The organism is Bacillus cereus group sp. MYBK95-2 (assembly GCF_051915225.1).
Classification (GTDB): Bacteria; Bacillota; Bacilli; order Bacillales; family Bacillaceae_G; genus Bacillus_A; species Bacillus_A cereus.
The window spans coordinates 324500-339922 of the sequence record NZ_JBQAEH010000003.1; the positions used below are offsets into that span (position 1 = coordinate 324500).

Below are 15423 nucleotides of genomic sequence, written 5' to 3' on the forward strand. Positions count from 1 at the left end.
TTTACTTTCCTTATTAACGTTAAGCGGAAATTTTTCCGTCTGTAGGTTGTTTCTTGAATTTTTGTTTTCGTCCGTGTAATCCATAATATAAAAGTAAAGTGAACGCAACGATAATAGCTGCGATAAAATACATATTATGATAACTGGATTTCGCTGCGACAATACCTAAAATAAAAGAACCAAAGCCAATACCACTATCAAAGAATGAGAAATACGTAGCTGTCGCAGAACCACGTCTATGGTTTGGAGCGGCAGAAATCGCAATCGTTTGGAAACTCGGAATTAATGTTCCGTAACCTAAACCGATTAGCATACCTGCGCCAAGGAACCAAAATGAAGTTTGTGCTTGGCTTAATATGAACATTCCGATTGTGAAAATAATGATAGCAGGGTAAACGAGTACATTTTCACCGAAGCGATCAAAAATCTTTCCTGTAAATGGACGAGAAATGACAACAACAAGTGCGTATAAAATAAAGAAGTAACTTGCAATTTCACTTAAACCAAGTTCTTTCGCATAAATAGGAATAAAGGATAAAATACCACTATAAGAAAAGGCTAAAACAAATCCTGTAAGTGCAATCGGAATAGAAGATGGTTCGATTAAGTCTTTCCATTTCATTTTTTCACGTTTTTGTTTGCTAACAGGTGCTTCGTGTGGAATATCTACAAGTAGTCCTAATAAAAATGCAAGTAATGAAAATACGGAACAAACGATAAATAACACAGTAAACGAAAAATGAGAAATAATTGTTAAACCTAAAAAAGGACCAATTACCATCGGCAGACTCATAAATACGCCGAAATATGCAAGTGCTTCGCCTCGTCGATGAGCTGGCGCAACATCAGTTACGATCGTACCAGTAGCTGTCGTTGCCATTCCGAACCCAATACCGTGTAAGAAGCGAAGGGCAAGTAATAAGAATAAACTTTGCGCACCGAAATACATAACAGTAGCGGCTAAAAATAATGAAAGTGAAATAAATAATATTTTCTTTCTTCCTAAATCATCGAGCCATTTTCCTGTGAATGGTCTACATAAAACAGAAGAAATAAGAAACACAGTTGCAACTAAACCAATTTCCTCAGGTTTTCCTTTTAGGCCGTCTATTACATAGACAGGCAGAGTAGTCATAAGCATGTAAAATGTTAAGAAGAGAAATAGACTACTAAAACAAGTTCCGAGGAAATCCTTCGTCCAAAGTTTCTCACTTTGCATCGTCATCCCTCCAATTTAATCTAAATTTTTAATAATTTGTTGTAACACTTGAAATGCTTGATGTAAATCATCTTCGTTAATACCTTCTAGCGTTTTTTCTTCGAAAGTATCAACTTCTTCTTGCCATATTGGAATCATCTTTATCGCTGTTTCGGATAAAGAAATGAGCTTCTCACGGCGATCTTTACCTTCTGTACGAATAATCCATCCCATCGTTTCCATACGTGTTAACGTACGAGTCATCGTTGGTGATTCAACATTTAAATACTGGCACAATTCTGTTTGCGTACAAGAACCAGTTTGATTAATGCGGAAAATAACAGCCCATTGCGCACTAAATAACCCTGTTGGAGATACACGTTCATTAAATTTCTTCGTAAACTTTCGAGAAGTCTGGCTGACGATGTGAAAAAAATGTTGTTTTTCGTCCATGTATTTTGATCCTTTCAAATTAGTTACCTAGCTAACTATATACTTTTTTATAATAATTGTCTAGTAATAGACATGTTGATTTATGTAAAAAATTCTTATAGGTTTTATGTTGCGAACGTACATTCTACGTGCTATTCTTTAATTAAGTAAAGAATTTTCTTTCTATTAAATAGAATGGGGGAACTTGTGATGATTAAGCCTGCAACAATGGAGTTTGTTTCACTATCGAACGGAGAAACGATTGCATATCAGGAAGTTGGAAGGCGAAATACAGATATTCTTGTACTCATTCACGGGAACATGACATCGTCACAACATTGGGATTTAGTTATTGAAAAGTTGCAAGATCAATACCATATTTACGCTCTTGATTTAAGAGGGTTTGGACAATCAACGTATAATCAGTCGATAGATTCATTACAAGACTTTGCAGACGATGTAAAATTATTTATTGACGAGTTAAAGCTAGAGAAATTTTCATTAATGGGCTGGTCAATGGGTGGTGGCGTTGCGATGCAATTTACAGCGAATCACCCAACTTTTGTAGAAAAGTTAATTTTAGTAGAATCAGTAGGAATGAAAGGATACCCAATCTTTAAAAAAGATACGAATGGGCAGCCGATTGTATCAAGTTTAGTAAAGACGAAAGAAGAAATTGCGCAAGATCCAGTACAAATCGCTCCAGTATTAGATGCGATAAAAAATATGAACAAACTATATTACCGTACAGTATGGAATCTATTAATATATACACATAATCAACCTGAACCGGATCGTTATGAAAAGTATTTAGATGATATGTTAACGCAACGTAATTTCGTAGATGTGAATTATGCGCTCATTACATTTAATATTTCAGATGAACATAATGGGGTTGTAGAGGGAAGTAAACAAATTCATCGTATTAAAGCGCCAACACTCGTCATACAAGGTGATAGAGATTATGTCGTACCGCAAGTAGTCGGTGAGGAATTAGCGAAACATTTGCCAAATGCAGAGTTGAAGGTATTAGAAGATTGCGGACACTCGCCGTTTATTGATTGTTTAGATGTATTTATAAAACATGTAGAGGATTGGTTAGAACAGAAATAATCCCCGAAATGAGAAGTGTTGCATATACTATAACATTTGTATGTATAAGGGGAGATTATCAATGCATAAACCATCCTTAATCGCTTATTCGCCATATAATCATCATATCTATACAAAAATAATGATAGATCCGATGTATATGCAAGTTTCACCAGCTGTAGTTCCTTTACAAATGCAGCAGCCACTAACAGCTCATATGCAACATTACTTATATGGACCTTCATTTTATGAAAATCCATATTTTAAACACTTTCATTACAATGTGAAAGCGCAAGTTTGGGAAGGATAAGATAACAAGCTAAAAGGTTCATTCTTTTAGCTTGTTTTTTATTGCGAATATTCGTACACGCATTTGAAGAAACAGTTTATAATGAAAAGTGGAAGCATGAGAAGGAGAGGGACAGAGGATGTCAATGCGTTTTACTTTTTGGATTATGGTTGGGATTGTAGCAATCTCGGGTTTGTCACAAGGAATGCTCTTACCGGCCATTGCAATGATTTTTGAACAAGAAGGGGTTAGTTCAAGTATTAATGGTATTCATGCGACGGCATTGTACATTGGGATATTAGTTATTTCGCCGTTTCTTGAAAAACCGATGCAAAGGTTTGGAATGAAGCCGATTATTGTTATAGGTGGGTTTCTCGTTATTATTTCATTATTCTTTTTTACACAAACATTTTCATTTTGGGTATGGTTTATCCTTAGATTTCTAGTTGGAGTTGGAGATCATATGCTTCATGTCGGAACACAAACATGGATCACGACAACATCAGACCCAAGTAAAATAGGGAGACAAGTATCGATATACGGTGTATTCTTCGGAATTGGTTTTGCCGTTGGTCCGTATTTAGCAAGCACTGTGCAGTACGGTCTTGCAACGCCATTTATTATATCTACTATACTTTGTTTAATAGGTTGGCTTTTACTACTTCCAACAAAAAATGCATTCCCAGCGCAAGATGAAAGAGAAGTGAAGAGTGAATCATCATTTTCTCGTTATAAACAAGTTGTTGGATTAGGATGGATTGCACTGCTAGGACCACTTGCATATGGCGTACTTGAAGCAATGCTAAACAGTAACTTACCAGTATACGCACTTCGTAAAGGGTGGTCTGTTTCAGATGTATCCTTCTTATTACCAGCATTTGCAGTTGGGGGTATTATTACACAAATTCCGCTCGGTATATTGAGTGATAAATACGGAAGGGACCGTATTTTAACGTGGACGTTTAGCATAAGTACGGGCATTTTTCTACTTGCCGCCGTATTTGATCAATATTACTGGATCGTCTTTGCCTGCATGCTTTTAGCGGGTATGGTTATTGGATCGTGCTTCTCTTTAGGGCTTGGATTTATGACTGATTTATTACCGAGACACTTACTACCAGCAGGTAATATATTATCCGGAATCGCTTTTAGTTTAGGAAGTATTATGGGACCTGTATTAGGCGGCGTATTTATAGAAAAAATACAGTATACAAGCTTTTTTATTGCGGTTATGATTATAATGGGAATTCTCGCAATGTTATATATGGTCTACATGAAAAATCAATTCGCATCAAGAAAAATAGAAAGTAGGTTAGGGCATGACAAAACAACCTAATAAAAAGAAATTTGAAGTACTTGAAAATGAAACAATTACAGACTGCTTAGCACGTATGGAACAAGAAGGCTACGCTCCGTCTCGTCGTATGGAAGAGCCAATCTTTCATGAAGTAAAGAAAGACGGCAAAACAGTAGTTGAGCCGTGCGGTAGGAAGATTGTTTTTGAAGGGAAATTGAAGTAATCCAATAACAAATTCTCTTTATAGTATAGAGCCATCCAATAGTTGGGTGGCTTGTTTTTTTATTAATCAATGAAGGAATTGAATAGAATGAATCTCTCGTTCATTTCTCCTAATTGCCTTCTTTATATGGGGCAAAAGATTGCTACTTTTTTCGTATATTGGTAAAATAAGTTCTTGGGTCTTACTTATTGTTATCGGTATAATGTTTGTCGCTTGAATGAAAGAAATTAGTTGCAAAAATTTCGCACTATGTAAAGGGGTACAGCAACGATCCCTTTTTTGGGAGGCACCTTAAACATAAAGCGAGAGAAGAGGCTATATGAACGATTCTCCTATCTTGTTTAAATATTAAACGAGTTACTGCAATTGGAACAGGTATATCAAACTAGTCGACATCCTGATGGATCATCTTTTTCTAGTAATCTATCACTTCTGATGGAATCGATAGATTGCTAGAAAGCGGAAAATAATTATTAGTATATTCCGAAGCAGGTGTAACAGAGTGTCCTTCCATAATTAAGGGTAAAACCAAAATACGTTGTTGTAAAGAATGATTTGTTAGAACTAGTTATAAGGAATAAAACAGAAAAGAGGATCACATGTTAGATACTTTACAGAGAAGTAAAAAGTTTTTTTTAGTATGTCTTATTTTTTTAGTGCTTTTAACCGCTTGTGGTAATACTGATGTTAAGACATCTAAAGCTTCATTACCACCGGCTGAATCCAATATAGATACATCATTAAAAGCACCAAATTGGGTAGATAAAAGTCCTATCCAACAGTCTCCTAATTTTACGGAAGATAAAAAAGTACAATCGGTTGTGAATTTAATAGCAACGGGTGATAATTTATATCATGACGCAGTAATTAAAGATGGCAAACAAAAAGACGGTTCATATGATTATAATTATATTTATGAAAATATCAAAAAAGCTGTTAAATCAAGTGATCTTGCTATCGTGAACCAGGAGACTCCGATTGCCGGAAATAATTTAAAAGTACAGGGATATCCGACTTTCAATACACCTGAAGAAGTAGGCCAATCTTTAGTGGACACTGGATTCAATATAGTGACGCAAGCGACAAATCACGCTATGGATATGGGTATTAAAGGTGTTGCGAATACAAGAGAATACTGGAAGAAATATCCGGATGTTATCCCGGTAGGTATTAATGAGAGTCAAAACGAGCGTAATGAAATAAAAACGATTACAAAAAATGGTATTCGTTTTGCGTTACTCAATTATACATATGGTACGAATGGAATTAAAATTCCAGCTGATAAGTCTTGGGCTTTAAATTTAATTGATAAAAAAGCGATACAAAATGATGTGGAAAAGGCAAAGAGTAGCTCTGATATGGTGATTGTTATGGTGCATTGGGGAGTAGAATATACCTCAACACCTTCAAAGCAACAAAAAGAAGTTGCTCAATATTTAACAGATTTAGGTGTAGATGTAGTAATTGGAAATCATCCACATGTAATTCAACCAATTGAGTGGAAACAAAATAAAGATGGACATGAAACGCTAATCTATTATTCTCTTGGAAATCTTATTTCTGCGCAAGAAAAATTAGAAACATTAGTTGGAGGATTATCTTATGTACAATTTGTTAAGTATGAAGATAAAACTTTTGGTATACGACAAGCGGCAATCGTACCGACAGTAACCGACTATGCTGATGGTAAGAAACAATTTAAAATTCAATTTTTAAAAGATTATTCGGATGAAAATTCTAAAAAACATGGAATTAAAAAATTTGTCGGCCCCGTTTCTTTGAAGGATTTCAAGGAGATTCCTAGAGACGTGTTGGGAAATTGGTATAAAGACTAATAAACAAAAAGGGAATGAGATACAATTAAAAAATTTATAATTTTAGCATTGGTATTAGCAATGGGATGGAGTCTTGCTGCTTGTAGTGGAAAGCAAACATCTCAGGAAACTACTAATAATAACGATAAAAATAAAAATGAAATACATGCGAAGAAAAAAGATGTTTTACCTATCTCTGATGTTAATGATTGGAGAATTATCCTTGTAAATAGAGAGCATATGTTATCAAAGGAACTAGGAATTGAATTAACAAGTATCACCCAAAATGCGAAGCCAAATATGAAAATAGATAGTAGAATTGCAACTTCCTATCAGGATATGGTAGCAGCTGCAAAAAAAGAGGGAATCAATCTTTATTTAAGATCAGGTTATCGAGCTATAAAATTACAACAAACTTATTATGATGCTTCAGTTAAAAGCTATAAATCTCAAGGCTTGTCGGATAAAGAGGCTAGTGCTAAGGCATTGGAATATCTTCAGTATCCTGGTGCAAGTGAACATCATACTGGATTAGCGTTAGACATTATTTCAGTTGAATGGCAGAATACTGTAGAAGATTTAAATGCAAAATTTGAAACTACCGATGCATTCAAATGGTTAGATAAGAATGCTGCAGAATATGGATTTACTCTCCGCTATCCAAAAGATAAAGAGAATATTACTGGCATTAAGTATGAGCCATGGCACTATCGTTATGTAGGAAAAGAAGTTGCTGTTTATCTAAAAGAAAAAGGGTTAACTTTAGAAGAATATAACGAAAAAATTAAGTCTGGTAAGTAAAAATATGCTTTAATTTTATTAAACATTATGCACTGCTACAGGAAAAGGTGAATCTGAGGATGTGTTAACCTTCCGCCTAGTATTGTAAAAACTGAGTATGATAATTTGAACACGTATGAACCAGTTATCGTGTAAAAAGATGTATGTATTAAGAAATTAAAGTTAAGGATCTGATATTCATATCAGATCCTTTTTCTATCGTTCTTTTAAGAGCGACTGAGCCAAAATATTGGAATGAATATAAAAATAAAACAGCCCAAGGAATAGTAAAACGAATCCGGGAGTCTACTCGTACGCTTCATTGGGATTATCCAGAAATAGTTGTTGATGAAATAAGAAAGAATGGGTCTTACTCTCAAGCAAGGATTTAATATGAATGAATTGGATAAAAGGTAGTAATAAAAAACACTGCGCCTGGCAGTGTTTTTTATTATTTCTGCACATAAATACATAGTCATATTGATTAAAGTTTCACTTTATTGAAGAAAAATGCGAAAGCCATTCATAAAATATGGAAATGTTAAAATCCCTTTGATAAAATAGCAATATGTAAAAATAATTATTTGTTAATTCTTAATGTAATGAATATTCATGTTTAAATATACGAATTTAACTACATAGTTATTGTGCTAAAGGGGGAGAAAGATGTTAGATGAATTGTACAATGCTTTTTTAAATGCGTCTGGTTTTACAGAAAGTGCGAGGAAACGAGATCGGTATGATGATTTACATGATTATTTAAAAGATAAAGAAAGAGAGTTAAAGCAATTCATTCAAGAGGCTGAATCAGCGAAGAGAGATTATGAGAGTAAAAGTAATGGCTTAGAAGCTAATAAAATTCCGGCAGTTGAATTTGAACAAAAACGTCATGAAAAGGATGAAGACTTAAATACAGTATTATCCTATTTTAAAAGTGCATTAAGCGATATTGGATCTGCAAAAAGTACAGCTTATGCAAAGTATTTGGAATATAAAGCGAAAGCAGAATCGGAGAAAGCGTCAGCATACGCCGCAGCGACCAAGGCTTTTGAAGAAAAGAAAAAGGAATTTGAAAACTTTATCCATTAAGCATACAAAGAATGGAGGGAACCAACATGAGTGGTAAAGAGGTTGAAATTATAGGAAGTAACACTGCAAGTGCCATTTCTTACGCACAAAACATTGAAAATGGTATGAAGGATTCTTTAAACCAAGCGAAAGACTTAAAAGCATATGTCACAGGTGCGAAATGGAATGGAAAAACGCGAGATGCTTTTTTAAGTTATCTTGATTTGATCATTCAATATAATTCAGAAATGGTAGAGGCATTTGAAGGGCATACGAAAGCTTTGAAAGAGTTAGATAAAAGTATTCAAACGTACGGCGATATACCGAAAGTAAGGGCGATAAAACAATTGTGATGGAGAAACGAGGGATAAAAGAATGGGGAAAGAAATGAGTTTTGCACCTGCTGAATTATATGTTCTCGCAGGTGCAGCTGGAGTTACGGATATATTTGGATTGCCAAATCGTGACGCAATTATTTTACTTGATGAAGAATGTGTCACGAAAGCAACTACGAGTTTAAAAGAAAAAGGCTTACTTACAAGTGAAAATGGAATTACCCCTGCAGCCTTTCAAATAATTGAGCTATTAAAGGAATATGAAAATTGTCATGAATACACGAGAATGAATAATGTGTTAATTGGCTTTTTAAAAGAGGATAAAGACCGAGTGGCTGTATTAACGGAAATAGAACCAAATAAAAAATACGAGATCGACTACATACCAAAGCCAGACGTATATTTTTCATTATTAACACGCATTCCTTTCTTATTGAGAGAACCGAGGGAAATAGAAGATACATTTTTCTCAAAGAGAATGACAGAGGCAGAACAACAAACATTTGAGGAAAAAGATTTATCAAATAAAAACGTTATAGCGATAGAAACGTATACGAGGCCTCGAAGTAATAGAGGAGGAAAATGGGAATGTTTCTTATATTTCACTGAAGGAGAAGATTTCGTTCAAATAGATGTAGATCGTAATCAATATGACTGGGTGAGCCTCTATGCGGTTAATAAGAAATTGTATGACGTGTTAAAAATGCCATATAAAAAGTTAATTGACCCGAGACAATTCTCGTTAGGAGGTATTCAATAATGCAAGTATCAATGGGAGATAGTGGTTCTGGTGGTGGAGAAGAAGTATTAGTTAATTTTCAAGAACTACTAGATATAGTAATGAAGTTAGAAAATATATATAAAATCCATGTAGACGTCATTGGAACGAATATTGAGAGTTTATTAAGCTGTGATTTTTATCAAAAAGGTGAAGCGATGAGAGTAATTGAAAAATATCCTGATATATTACACAAAACACTAGAATTGGCTGAACACTATTCTAGGTCAGCGACAGTTGTAGGAAATGTATGTGTAGAAATGCTTGAAAAGGACGAACAATTACGTGAAATATTAAGTAAGTTGTAGAAATCACCATACGGCTGGGGGGATGAAAACGAGATGGATGTGAAATATAGACCTGAACCATGGCAAAACATGGGGGATGGTATGAATCGAATTACAAAAGATGCACTCATGAAATTACGGGAAGCAAATGAATCATTAAAAAGAATTGATGGAAGAATACGAGATTTAGACTCGGATGGTAGTATACATTTTAATCCTAAAGATCAATCGCAAAAAATCGGGGAATTACTTGATAGCTATTCGACATTACAAAAATATTGCGGAGAAGCAGGTCGATTAGTCTCTGAACATATAGATAAACCTTTTTTAGTAGAAATGGATAAATTCGCTCAAAAAATGAGAGATACATCTATTCTCAGTTTTGAAACAAATAACCGAATTGGCTCTACAACAACGACAGTATTACCAGGTGCGCATGCAGGCTACGGAAGTGTACCACAAACAATACAGAAGAAGAAAGATAAAATAACAGTAGAAGATATTTTTAGAGATTCTCCTGCATTTGATAACGTACTTAGGGCAGAATACAAAGAACTAAAAAAACAAAATCCAGATGCAAAATTAAATTATGAAGAATACAAGAAAGTAGTCCCATCCACACGAGGATTTGAATACAAATCGATAGAAGATGAACAGAAAAAACTAGAAATGGTGCGAGACATAGGAATAGGCGTAGGAATCATCATCACAACAATCCTTTGTCCACCACTTGGGGCCGCTGCCGCAGTAGTATACGGAGGTGTACAAATAAAAAGCGGTATCGACGGAGAAGACTGGGGAACACATAGGAAATTGAGCCAAGAAGAGCGGGTAGGAAACATCATTTTTGGCGGATTAGATGCAATCCCAGTTGTTGGAGCAGTAGGAAAAGGAGTAAAAGCATTCAAAGGCACGAGTGAATTAGCTGATTTAGCGAAATTATTAAAATTCAAAGAAGGAATGCCTGGTTTTAATCCAAATTTGGGTAAAAATGTGGTACAATCGCTTAAGGAAAATAATCTATTAAAAAATTTAAAAATACAAGGCTGGAAAACCGTAGATAAGATTAATGATGCGGACTATTTCATTAAAGGTCTAGTAGCAAAAGGTGTGGACTCCGTAACTCCATTCGTTAAAGGTGTAGAAATACTGCCAGATGGAAGTGTCGTTAGATCTGGAACGAACTATAGCGGGAAATTCCAAGAAGCCCATGATGCCTCAAAGGCGAGTATTCAGAGTAGGATCTCGAATTTGGAGAGTGGTGGGGTTAAGGGTACGGGTAACGCTGTTCATAGATCTGAAATTGACGAAGTAATTAAAAATAATTACGATAAAGACGGAAATTTGATTAATAGATCAATTGTGCCTAAGGGATATGATAGTGTTGAAGATTTCTTAAAACAAGTAGATGATACTACTATCAAAGAATTTGGGTATGATAGTGTTGAAGAGTTTAAATCAGTAGTAGGATATGTTGATGACTTTTTAAATGCTTCACCTAAAAATAATATAATTAATAAAGGATTGGCAGGAGGAACACATGTGCAGGGTGTAGACTATGATGTGTTAGGTTTTCCTATTTTTAAAGGAGATAACTTAAAATTTACGTTAAAATTAAAGGAAGAATATTATGTTATGAAAGATACAGATCAGTTTAAAGAGTGTACAAGGATATTAAAAAAGGCAATTGAAGAAGGTAAAGTATCAAGGGAACTTTTTACTCCACAACAGCTTAATCAGATTGAAAAGGGGAGAGCAAGAATAAAGGGGCTTACTTGGCACCATCATCAGGTTCCTGGAAAGATGCAATTAGTATTAACAGATATTCATGGGGTTAACCATCTTGGTGGAAATAAATTATGGGGAGAGGGTATTAGATGAGAAAAGATTTAGAGTGGGAATATGCTGATGCAGAAGTATCAGAAACTAAGATTAAAGAAATTGGATTACAATTAGGCTTCCAGTTACCTCAAGATTATATTGATTGTGTAAAAATAAATGGAGGTGCGAGTGTATTACCAGAAGAATTTAATGTAGGCAATGTAGAGCGTTGCTTTGGTAGTTTATTTAGTTTTGATGAGGAAAGTAGTGAGTACATTATTAAAAAGTATGAAATATATAAACCTACGCTTCCGCAAAAGATTTTCCCTATTGCAATTGATCCAGCTGGAAATTTAATATGTTTAGATTATAAAAATAATACAGAAAACCCAATTGTAGTTTTTTGGGAGCATGAGAATGCTGGCGAAAAAGAAATGTTAATGCGTCAAGAAGGTTTAACAGAAGCACAAGTAGAAGAACTGGCAAGAGAAAATGTATTTTATATTGCAGATACATTTACTGATTTTTTAAGTAAATTACACGATTAAAAAATATAATGATGAATGAAAAATAAAGTTTATGTGAAGTGGATAGAAAAAATAATAGGGTGTTTGAAAATAGATACTCCATGATGGTTGTACCATCATGGAGTACTATGTGCAATGATAGAATAGAAAACGAAGTACGAGCTTAGGCGAAATGGCATTTTACATGGCGGTGAATATAAACACATGGAATGGGTATGAAACTAACGAACTCGTACAAACTCGGAAGTTTTAACATAGTAGTTGTCATGACATACAAAAGGTGTCATACTTTTACTACAAAACTTACAAAATTAGCGATACTTAAAAATATATTAACTTAAAGTACTTGATTGTCGATTACAGGAAACAAGTGCTTTTTTTGTTTTAGCGTAGAAATAATGTGGTACAATCGCTTAAGGAAAATAAGAATTTAAAAAATGCACTAGATGCTATGAAAAATACTCCTATTCCAGTAGCAGTTAGGATGGTGGATACTGGAATAGGAGTGAAGATTCCTTATGTAGAATCTTCAACTGTTGGAGAAGTAGCTGGAAAGTTTTCAAAGGCAAGTACGGCAGCTAAGGATGACGCTTATCAACTTGCTAAGGGTACGGGTAACACTGTAAGCAATTATCTTGATGATATAGTCGAGGCTGGTAGTGTCAATGCCACAAAGATGAATAAGCTTAAAAATGCTATTCAAAATAATACTTTTAGTGTAGATGAGTTGTCTGAGGTTAGAAAAAAGATGTCTGATTTAGGCATTACTAAAGAATATAATGAAGCATTAATTAAACTTAATTTTGGTAAATATCTTAGAGGACTAATAGGTGACCCACCTACTGCTATGATAGATCCACATGCACATCATATTTTATTTAAAAAGGGTTTAGGTGAGGCTCAACAAAAACTTGTTCAAGAAGGTCAAGAATTATTAAGGAAATATGGTATTGATCCTATAATTGGTAAAGAAAATTTAGTTTGGGCGCCAAATAGAGTTGCCGGACAACATAGTATTGCAGCTTTAGAGAATGTTGTAAATCAATTGAAAGCAGTTGATGCGGCAGGTGCAGATTTAGATGATATTATTGAAATACTAGAAGACCTTGGAAAACAAGCTGCTTCTAGGAAATAGAACTTAAAGGAGAAATTAACATGGATAAGACTCAATTTGCAAAAGATATTAGAAGTGCCATAAAAAGTGGTCAATTGGATACTTTAAGAGATTTACTTGAGAAAGAACCAGAAATGTTAACATGGATGACACCTTTTGGTACATGGTTACATGTAGCGGCAGCTCATGGACATTTAGCGATAGTAGAATATCTTATTAATGCTGGAATAGAAATTAATGCACAAGGTGGAACTTTCTCTACAAATGCTCTTGAAAGAGCAACTACAAAAGGACATTTAGATATTGCTGAATATCTAATTAGTCGGAATGTAGAGATTGATATTAGTGAACCAGATAGAAATCCTCTGTTTGCTGCAATATACGGTGGGCATTTGGAGATTGTTAAATTGTTAGTTGAGAACAATATAGATATATCTATAAAATACTCTGGTGACACCATGAAAGATATGGATGCTTATGCATTTGCTATTGAAAGAGGGCAAACAGAAATTGCTGAATATTTAAAGCAGAAGATGGATGAAAAAAAATAGGCTGTTAAAAAGTACATACTTCATGATGGTTGTCCCGTTATGGAGTATTATGTGCAATGATAGAATAGAAAATGAAGTACGAGCTTAGGCGAAATGACATTTTACTGTACAACGAATACAAAGACATGGAATGGGCATAAAACTAACGAACTCGTAATTTTTAAGGTAGTAGTTGTCACGATATATAAAAGGTATCATACTGTTTCCATAAAACTTACAAATTTAATGCTACTTAAAAGCATATGAACTTAAAGCACTTGATTGTCTACGAAAGGCAACAAGTGCTTTTTTAATAGATAAGCATGCTATAAATTTATAAAAATTATTTTTATGAATTAAAGCTAACAAAAATTACTAGTATTATATAACTAGAACTACATTAGCAAAAGGTGTGGACTCCGTAACTCCATTCGTTAAAGGTGTAGAAATACTGCCAGATGGAAGTGTCGTTAGATCTGGAACGAACTATAGCGGGAAATTCCAAGAAGCCCATGATGCCTCAAAGGCGAGTATTCAGAGTAGGATCTCGAATTTGGAGAGTGGTGGGGTTAAGGGTACGGGTGAAACTCCTAAGATAACTGAAATAAAAGAGAAAGATCTTGGGAAGCACATTGTTAAAGGAAAAAATGGAAGGAAAGAACTTGCGCCAAACGTACGCTATATCACTGAGGATGGTTATAAATATACAACAGATGAACTTGGTAGAATAGTAGATGTTGAGGCGGAAGGATTAATACTTCAAAAAGGAAAACGAAGCACAGGAATGCAAGTGGCTGCAGGAAGAGAAGATAGATTGCCTGATGATGGTGGGCACTTGATAGGGACGCAATTCCATGGATCCGGTGATATTGATAATTTAATCGCTCAAAATAAACAAATTAATCGTTCGGGTGGAGAATGGTATAATATGGAGAAAGAATGGGTTAATGCATTAGGTGGGAAGCCTCCTAAAAAAGTATCAGTAAAAATTGAATCAGTATACTTAGGTTCATCACTAAGACCAAACTCATTTAAAATAAATACCAAATTGAAGGCCAACGTAAGGTAATACGTGAAATACTTAATAAAACAGGAGGTTGATGTAAAAGTGTTCGAATTAGAATTAAATAAAATCTATCAAAATATAGCGCAAAAAATAAATGATACAATTCCCGTAGAATGGGATATCTTTTATTTTAATGCAGAGATTTATAACCAAGAGGGTGGGGTATTATTCTTTTTCAATACCCCAGATAGATCGGATGAATATATATATTCCCATGATATACCAGATATATTTAATGTGAGTGAAAAAGAATATGATAAGACATATGATGAATTATTTCATTTAAGTGTAGAGTTACAGGAAATATTTATAAAAAATAATCAGGAACCTTGGTATTCTTTTGATATGATTGTGACATCTGAGGGGAAAGTAAAAATTTATTATGGGTATACTAAATGGTATCAATCTACTTTTGGATCGAATGACCGAGTGGATTATTTTGAATATAAATATTTAGGGAAGAAACCTAGTAATGAAAATGAGCGAAGAAAATTCGAAGAGATGAAAGAATATGAAGAGCAAAATAAATCTTAAAATGTTTTTTTGTTAAATTAAGGAATGTATTATTAGCGAGTAAATATGTAAAATATCCAAATTAACTAGCTTTAGTTGGACTATTGAAAAAAGAATAGTGACGGATTAATGTTACTTATAGAACATATGAAGTTAAAGCACTTGATTGTCTACTTGAAGCAACAAGTGCTTTTTTGCGTAGAAATTTAACAGATTACTATAATTTTATTATGTAAACTTTTTACATAGTTTTCTATAC

General features: G+C 34.2%; 16 protein-coding genes and 2 pseudogenes. 16 read left to right on the plus strand and 2 right to left on the minus strand.

Annotated features, from left to right (window positions below; all coding sequences use genetic code 11):
* Positions 1-19: 19 nt before the first annotated feature.
* Positions 20-1219 carry an MFS transporter gene (locus ACTFN4_RS13095; protein ID WP_001190318.1) on the minus strand — a complete coding sequence of 400 codons (1200 nt, stop codon included), beginning with the start codon at positions 1217-1219 and terminating at the stop codon, positions 20-22.
* 15 nt (positions 1220-1234) lie between these two features.
* On the minus strand, positions 1235-1651 hold the full coding sequence (locus ACTFN4_RS13100; protein WP_000343675.1) for a MarR family winged helix-turn-helix transcriptional regulator: 417 nt from the start codon (positions 1649-1651) through the stop codon (positions 1235-1237).
* Between the two features lie 189 nt (positions 1652-1840).
* Here ACTFN4_RS13100 and phaZ point away from each other — a divergent pair, with 189 nt between their 5' ends.
* The 16 genes and pseudogenes from phaZ to ACTFN4_RS13180 all read left to right on the plus strand — a co-directional run bounded on the left by phaZ (position 1841) and on the right by ACTFN4_RS13180 (position 15185).
* Positions 1841-2743 carry an intracellular short-chain-length polyhydroxyalkanoate depolymerase gene (gene phaZ, locus ACTFN4_RS13105; protein ID WP_000594877.1) on the plus strand — a complete coding sequence of 301 codons (903 nt, stop codon included), beginning with the start codon at positions 1841-1843 and terminating at the stop codon, positions 2741-2743.
* 61 nt (positions 2744-2804) lie between these two features.
* On the plus strand, positions 2805-3032 hold the full coding sequence (locus tag ACTFN4_RS13110; protein WP_000549500.1) for a hypothetical protein: 228 nt from the start codon (positions 2805-2807) through the stop codon (positions 3030-3032).
* 118 nt (positions 3033-3150) lie between these two features.
* A complete protein-coding gene (locus ACTFN4_RS13115) occupies positions 3151-4347 on the plus strand; it encodes an MFS transporter (protein ID WP_000062798.1) in 1197 nt (398 codons plus the stop codon).
* A complete protein-coding gene (locus tag ACTFN4_RS13120) occupies positions 4331-4531 on the plus strand; it encodes an NETI motif-containing protein (protein WP_000166303.1) in 201 nt (66 codons plus the stop codon). Before ACTFN4_RS13115 ends, ACTFN4_RS13120 begins: the two co-directional genes overlap by 17 nt.
* Before the next feature lie 599 nt (positions 4532-5130).
* Positions 5131-6366, plus strand: a complete 1236-nt coding sequence (locus tag ACTFN4_RS13125) for a CapA family protein (protein ID WP_000887602.1) — start codon at positions 5131-5133, stop codon at positions 6364-6366.
* A gap of 48 nt (positions 6367-6414) precedes the next feature.
* A complete protein-coding gene (locus ACTFN4_RS13130; protein WP_000241995.1) occupies positions 6415-7146 on the plus strand; it encodes a M15 family metallopeptidase in 732 nt (243 codons plus the stop codon).
* 645 nt (positions 7147-7791) lie between these two features.
* The gene (locus ACTFN4_RS13135; RefSeq protein WP_000883457.1) at positions 7792-8214 is read left to right on the plus strand and encodes a hypothetical protein; all 423 of its coding nucleotides are present in this window, start codon (positions 7792-7794) and stop codon (positions 8212-8214) included.
* A gap of 26 nt (positions 8215-8240) precedes the next feature.
* On the plus strand, positions 8241-8546 hold the full coding sequence (locus tag ACTFN4_RS13140; protein WP_000014534.1) for a WXG100 family type VII secretion target: 306 nt from the start codon (positions 8241-8243) through the stop codon (positions 8544-8546).
* Positions 8547-8568: 22 nt separating this feature from the next.
* Positions 8569-9288, plus strand: coding sequence for a DUF5081 family protein (locus tag ACTFN4_RS13145; protein WP_439962388.1), 720 nt, complete (start codon positions 8569-8571; stop codon positions 9286-9288).
* Complete coding sequence (locus ACTFN4_RS13150) at positions 9288-9614, plus strand: hypothetical protein (RefSeq protein ID WP_001198201.1); 327 nt, start codon at positions 9288-9290, stop codon at positions 9612-9614. Before ACTFN4_RS13145 ends, ACTFN4_RS13150 begins: the two co-directional genes overlap by 1 nt.
* A 33-nt stretch (positions 9615-9647) precedes the next feature.
* Positions 9648-11474, plus strand: a complete 1827-nt coding sequence (locus ACTFN4_RS13155; RefSeq protein WP_439962390.1) for an HNH endonuclease — start codon at positions 9648-9650, stop codon at positions 11472-11474.
* Positions 11471-11962, plus strand: coding sequence for an SMI1/KNR4 family protein (locus ACTFN4_RS13160; RefSeq protein ID WP_002110829.1), 492 nt, complete (start codon positions 11471-11473; stop codon positions 11960-11962). Before ACTFN4_RS13155 ends, ACTFN4_RS13160 begins: the two co-directional genes overlap by 4 nt.
* A 376-nt stretch (positions 11963-12338) precedes the next feature.
* Positions 12339-13076 (plus strand): annotated as a pseudogene (locus ACTFN4_RS13165) (hypothetical protein); the annotation flags it as partial.
* 20 nt (positions 13077-13096) lie between these two features.
* Positions 13097-13606: an ankyrin repeat domain-containing protein gene (locus ACTFN4_RS13170; RefSeq protein ID WP_000361849.1), complete on the plus strand. Its 510-nt coding sequence runs from the start codon at positions 13097-13099 to the stop codon at positions 13604-13606.
* Positions 13607-13997: 391 nt separating this feature from the next.
* Positions 13998-14686, plus strand: a pseudogene (locus tag ACTFN4_RS13175) (DNA/RNA non-specific endonuclease).
* 7 nt (positions 14687-14693) lie between these two features.
* Positions 14694-15185: an immunity protein YezG family protein gene (locus ACTFN4_RS13180; RefSeq protein WP_000462359.1), complete on the plus strand. Its 492-nt coding sequence runs from the start codon at positions 14694-14696 to the stop codon at positions 15183-15185.
* Positions 15186-15423: the final 238 nt, after the last annotated feature.

What these genes read in the sequence shown, in the direction of transcription:
- ACTFN4_RS13095 (WP_001190318.1), bottom strand. Translation starts at nt 1,219, where the DNA reads ATGCAAAGTGAGAAACTTTGGACGAAGGATTTCCTCGGAACTTGTTTT.
- ACTFN4_RS13100 (WP_000343675.1), bottom strand. Translation starts at nt 1,651, where the DNA reads ATGGACGAAAAACAACATTTTTTTCACATCGTCAGCCAGACTTCTCGA.
- phaZ (WP_000594877.1), top strand. Translation starts at nt 1,841, where the DNA reads ATGATTAAGCCTGCAACAATGGAGTTTGTTTCACTATCGAACGGAGAA.
- ACTFN4_RS13110 (WP_000549500.1), top strand. Translation starts at nt 2,805, where the DNA reads ATGCATAAACCATCCTTAATCGCTTATTCGCCATATAATCATCATATC.
- ACTFN4_RS13115 (WP_000062798.1), top strand. Translation starts at nt 3,151, where the DNA reads ATGTCAATGCGTTTTACTTTTTGGATTATGGTTGGGATTGTAGCAATC.
- ACTFN4_RS13120 (WP_000166303.1), top strand. Translation starts at nt 4,331, where the DNA reads ATGACAAAACAACCTAATAAAAAGAAATTTGAAGTACTTGAAAATGAA.
- ACTFN4_RS13125 (WP_000887602.1), top strand. Translation starts at nt 5,131, where the DNA reads ATGTTAGATACTTTACAGAGAAGTAAAAAGTTTTTTTTAGTATGTCTT.
- ACTFN4_RS13135 (WP_000883457.1), top strand. Translation starts at nt 7,792, where the DNA reads ATGTTAGATGAATTGTACAATGCTTTTTTAAATGCGTCTGGTTTTACA.
- ACTFN4_RS13140 (WP_000014534.1), top strand. Translation starts at nt 8,241, where the DNA reads ATGAGTGGTAAAGAGGTTGAAATTATAGGAAGTAACACTGCAAGTGCC.
- ACTFN4_RS13145 (WP_439962388.1), top strand. Translation starts at nt 8,569, where the DNA reads ATGGGGAAAGAAATGAGTTTTGCACCTGCTGAATTATATGTTCTCGCA.
- ACTFN4_RS13150 (WP_001198201.1), top strand. Translation starts at nt 9,288, where the DNA reads ATGCAAGTATCAATGGGAGATAGTGGTTCTGGTGGTGGAGAAGAAGTA.
- ACTFN4_RS13155 (WP_439962390.1), top strand. Translation starts at nt 9,648, where the DNA reads ATGGATGTGAAATATAGACCTGAACCATGGCAAAACATGGGGGATGGT.
- ACTFN4_RS13160 (WP_002110829.1), top strand. Translation starts at nt 11,471, where the DNA reads ATGAGAAAAGATTTAGAGTGGGAATATGCTGATGCAGAAGTATCAGAA.
- ACTFN4_RS13170 (WP_000361849.1), top strand. Translation starts at nt 13,097, where the DNA reads ATGGATAAGACTCAATTTGCAAAAGATATTAGAAGTGCCATAAAAAGT.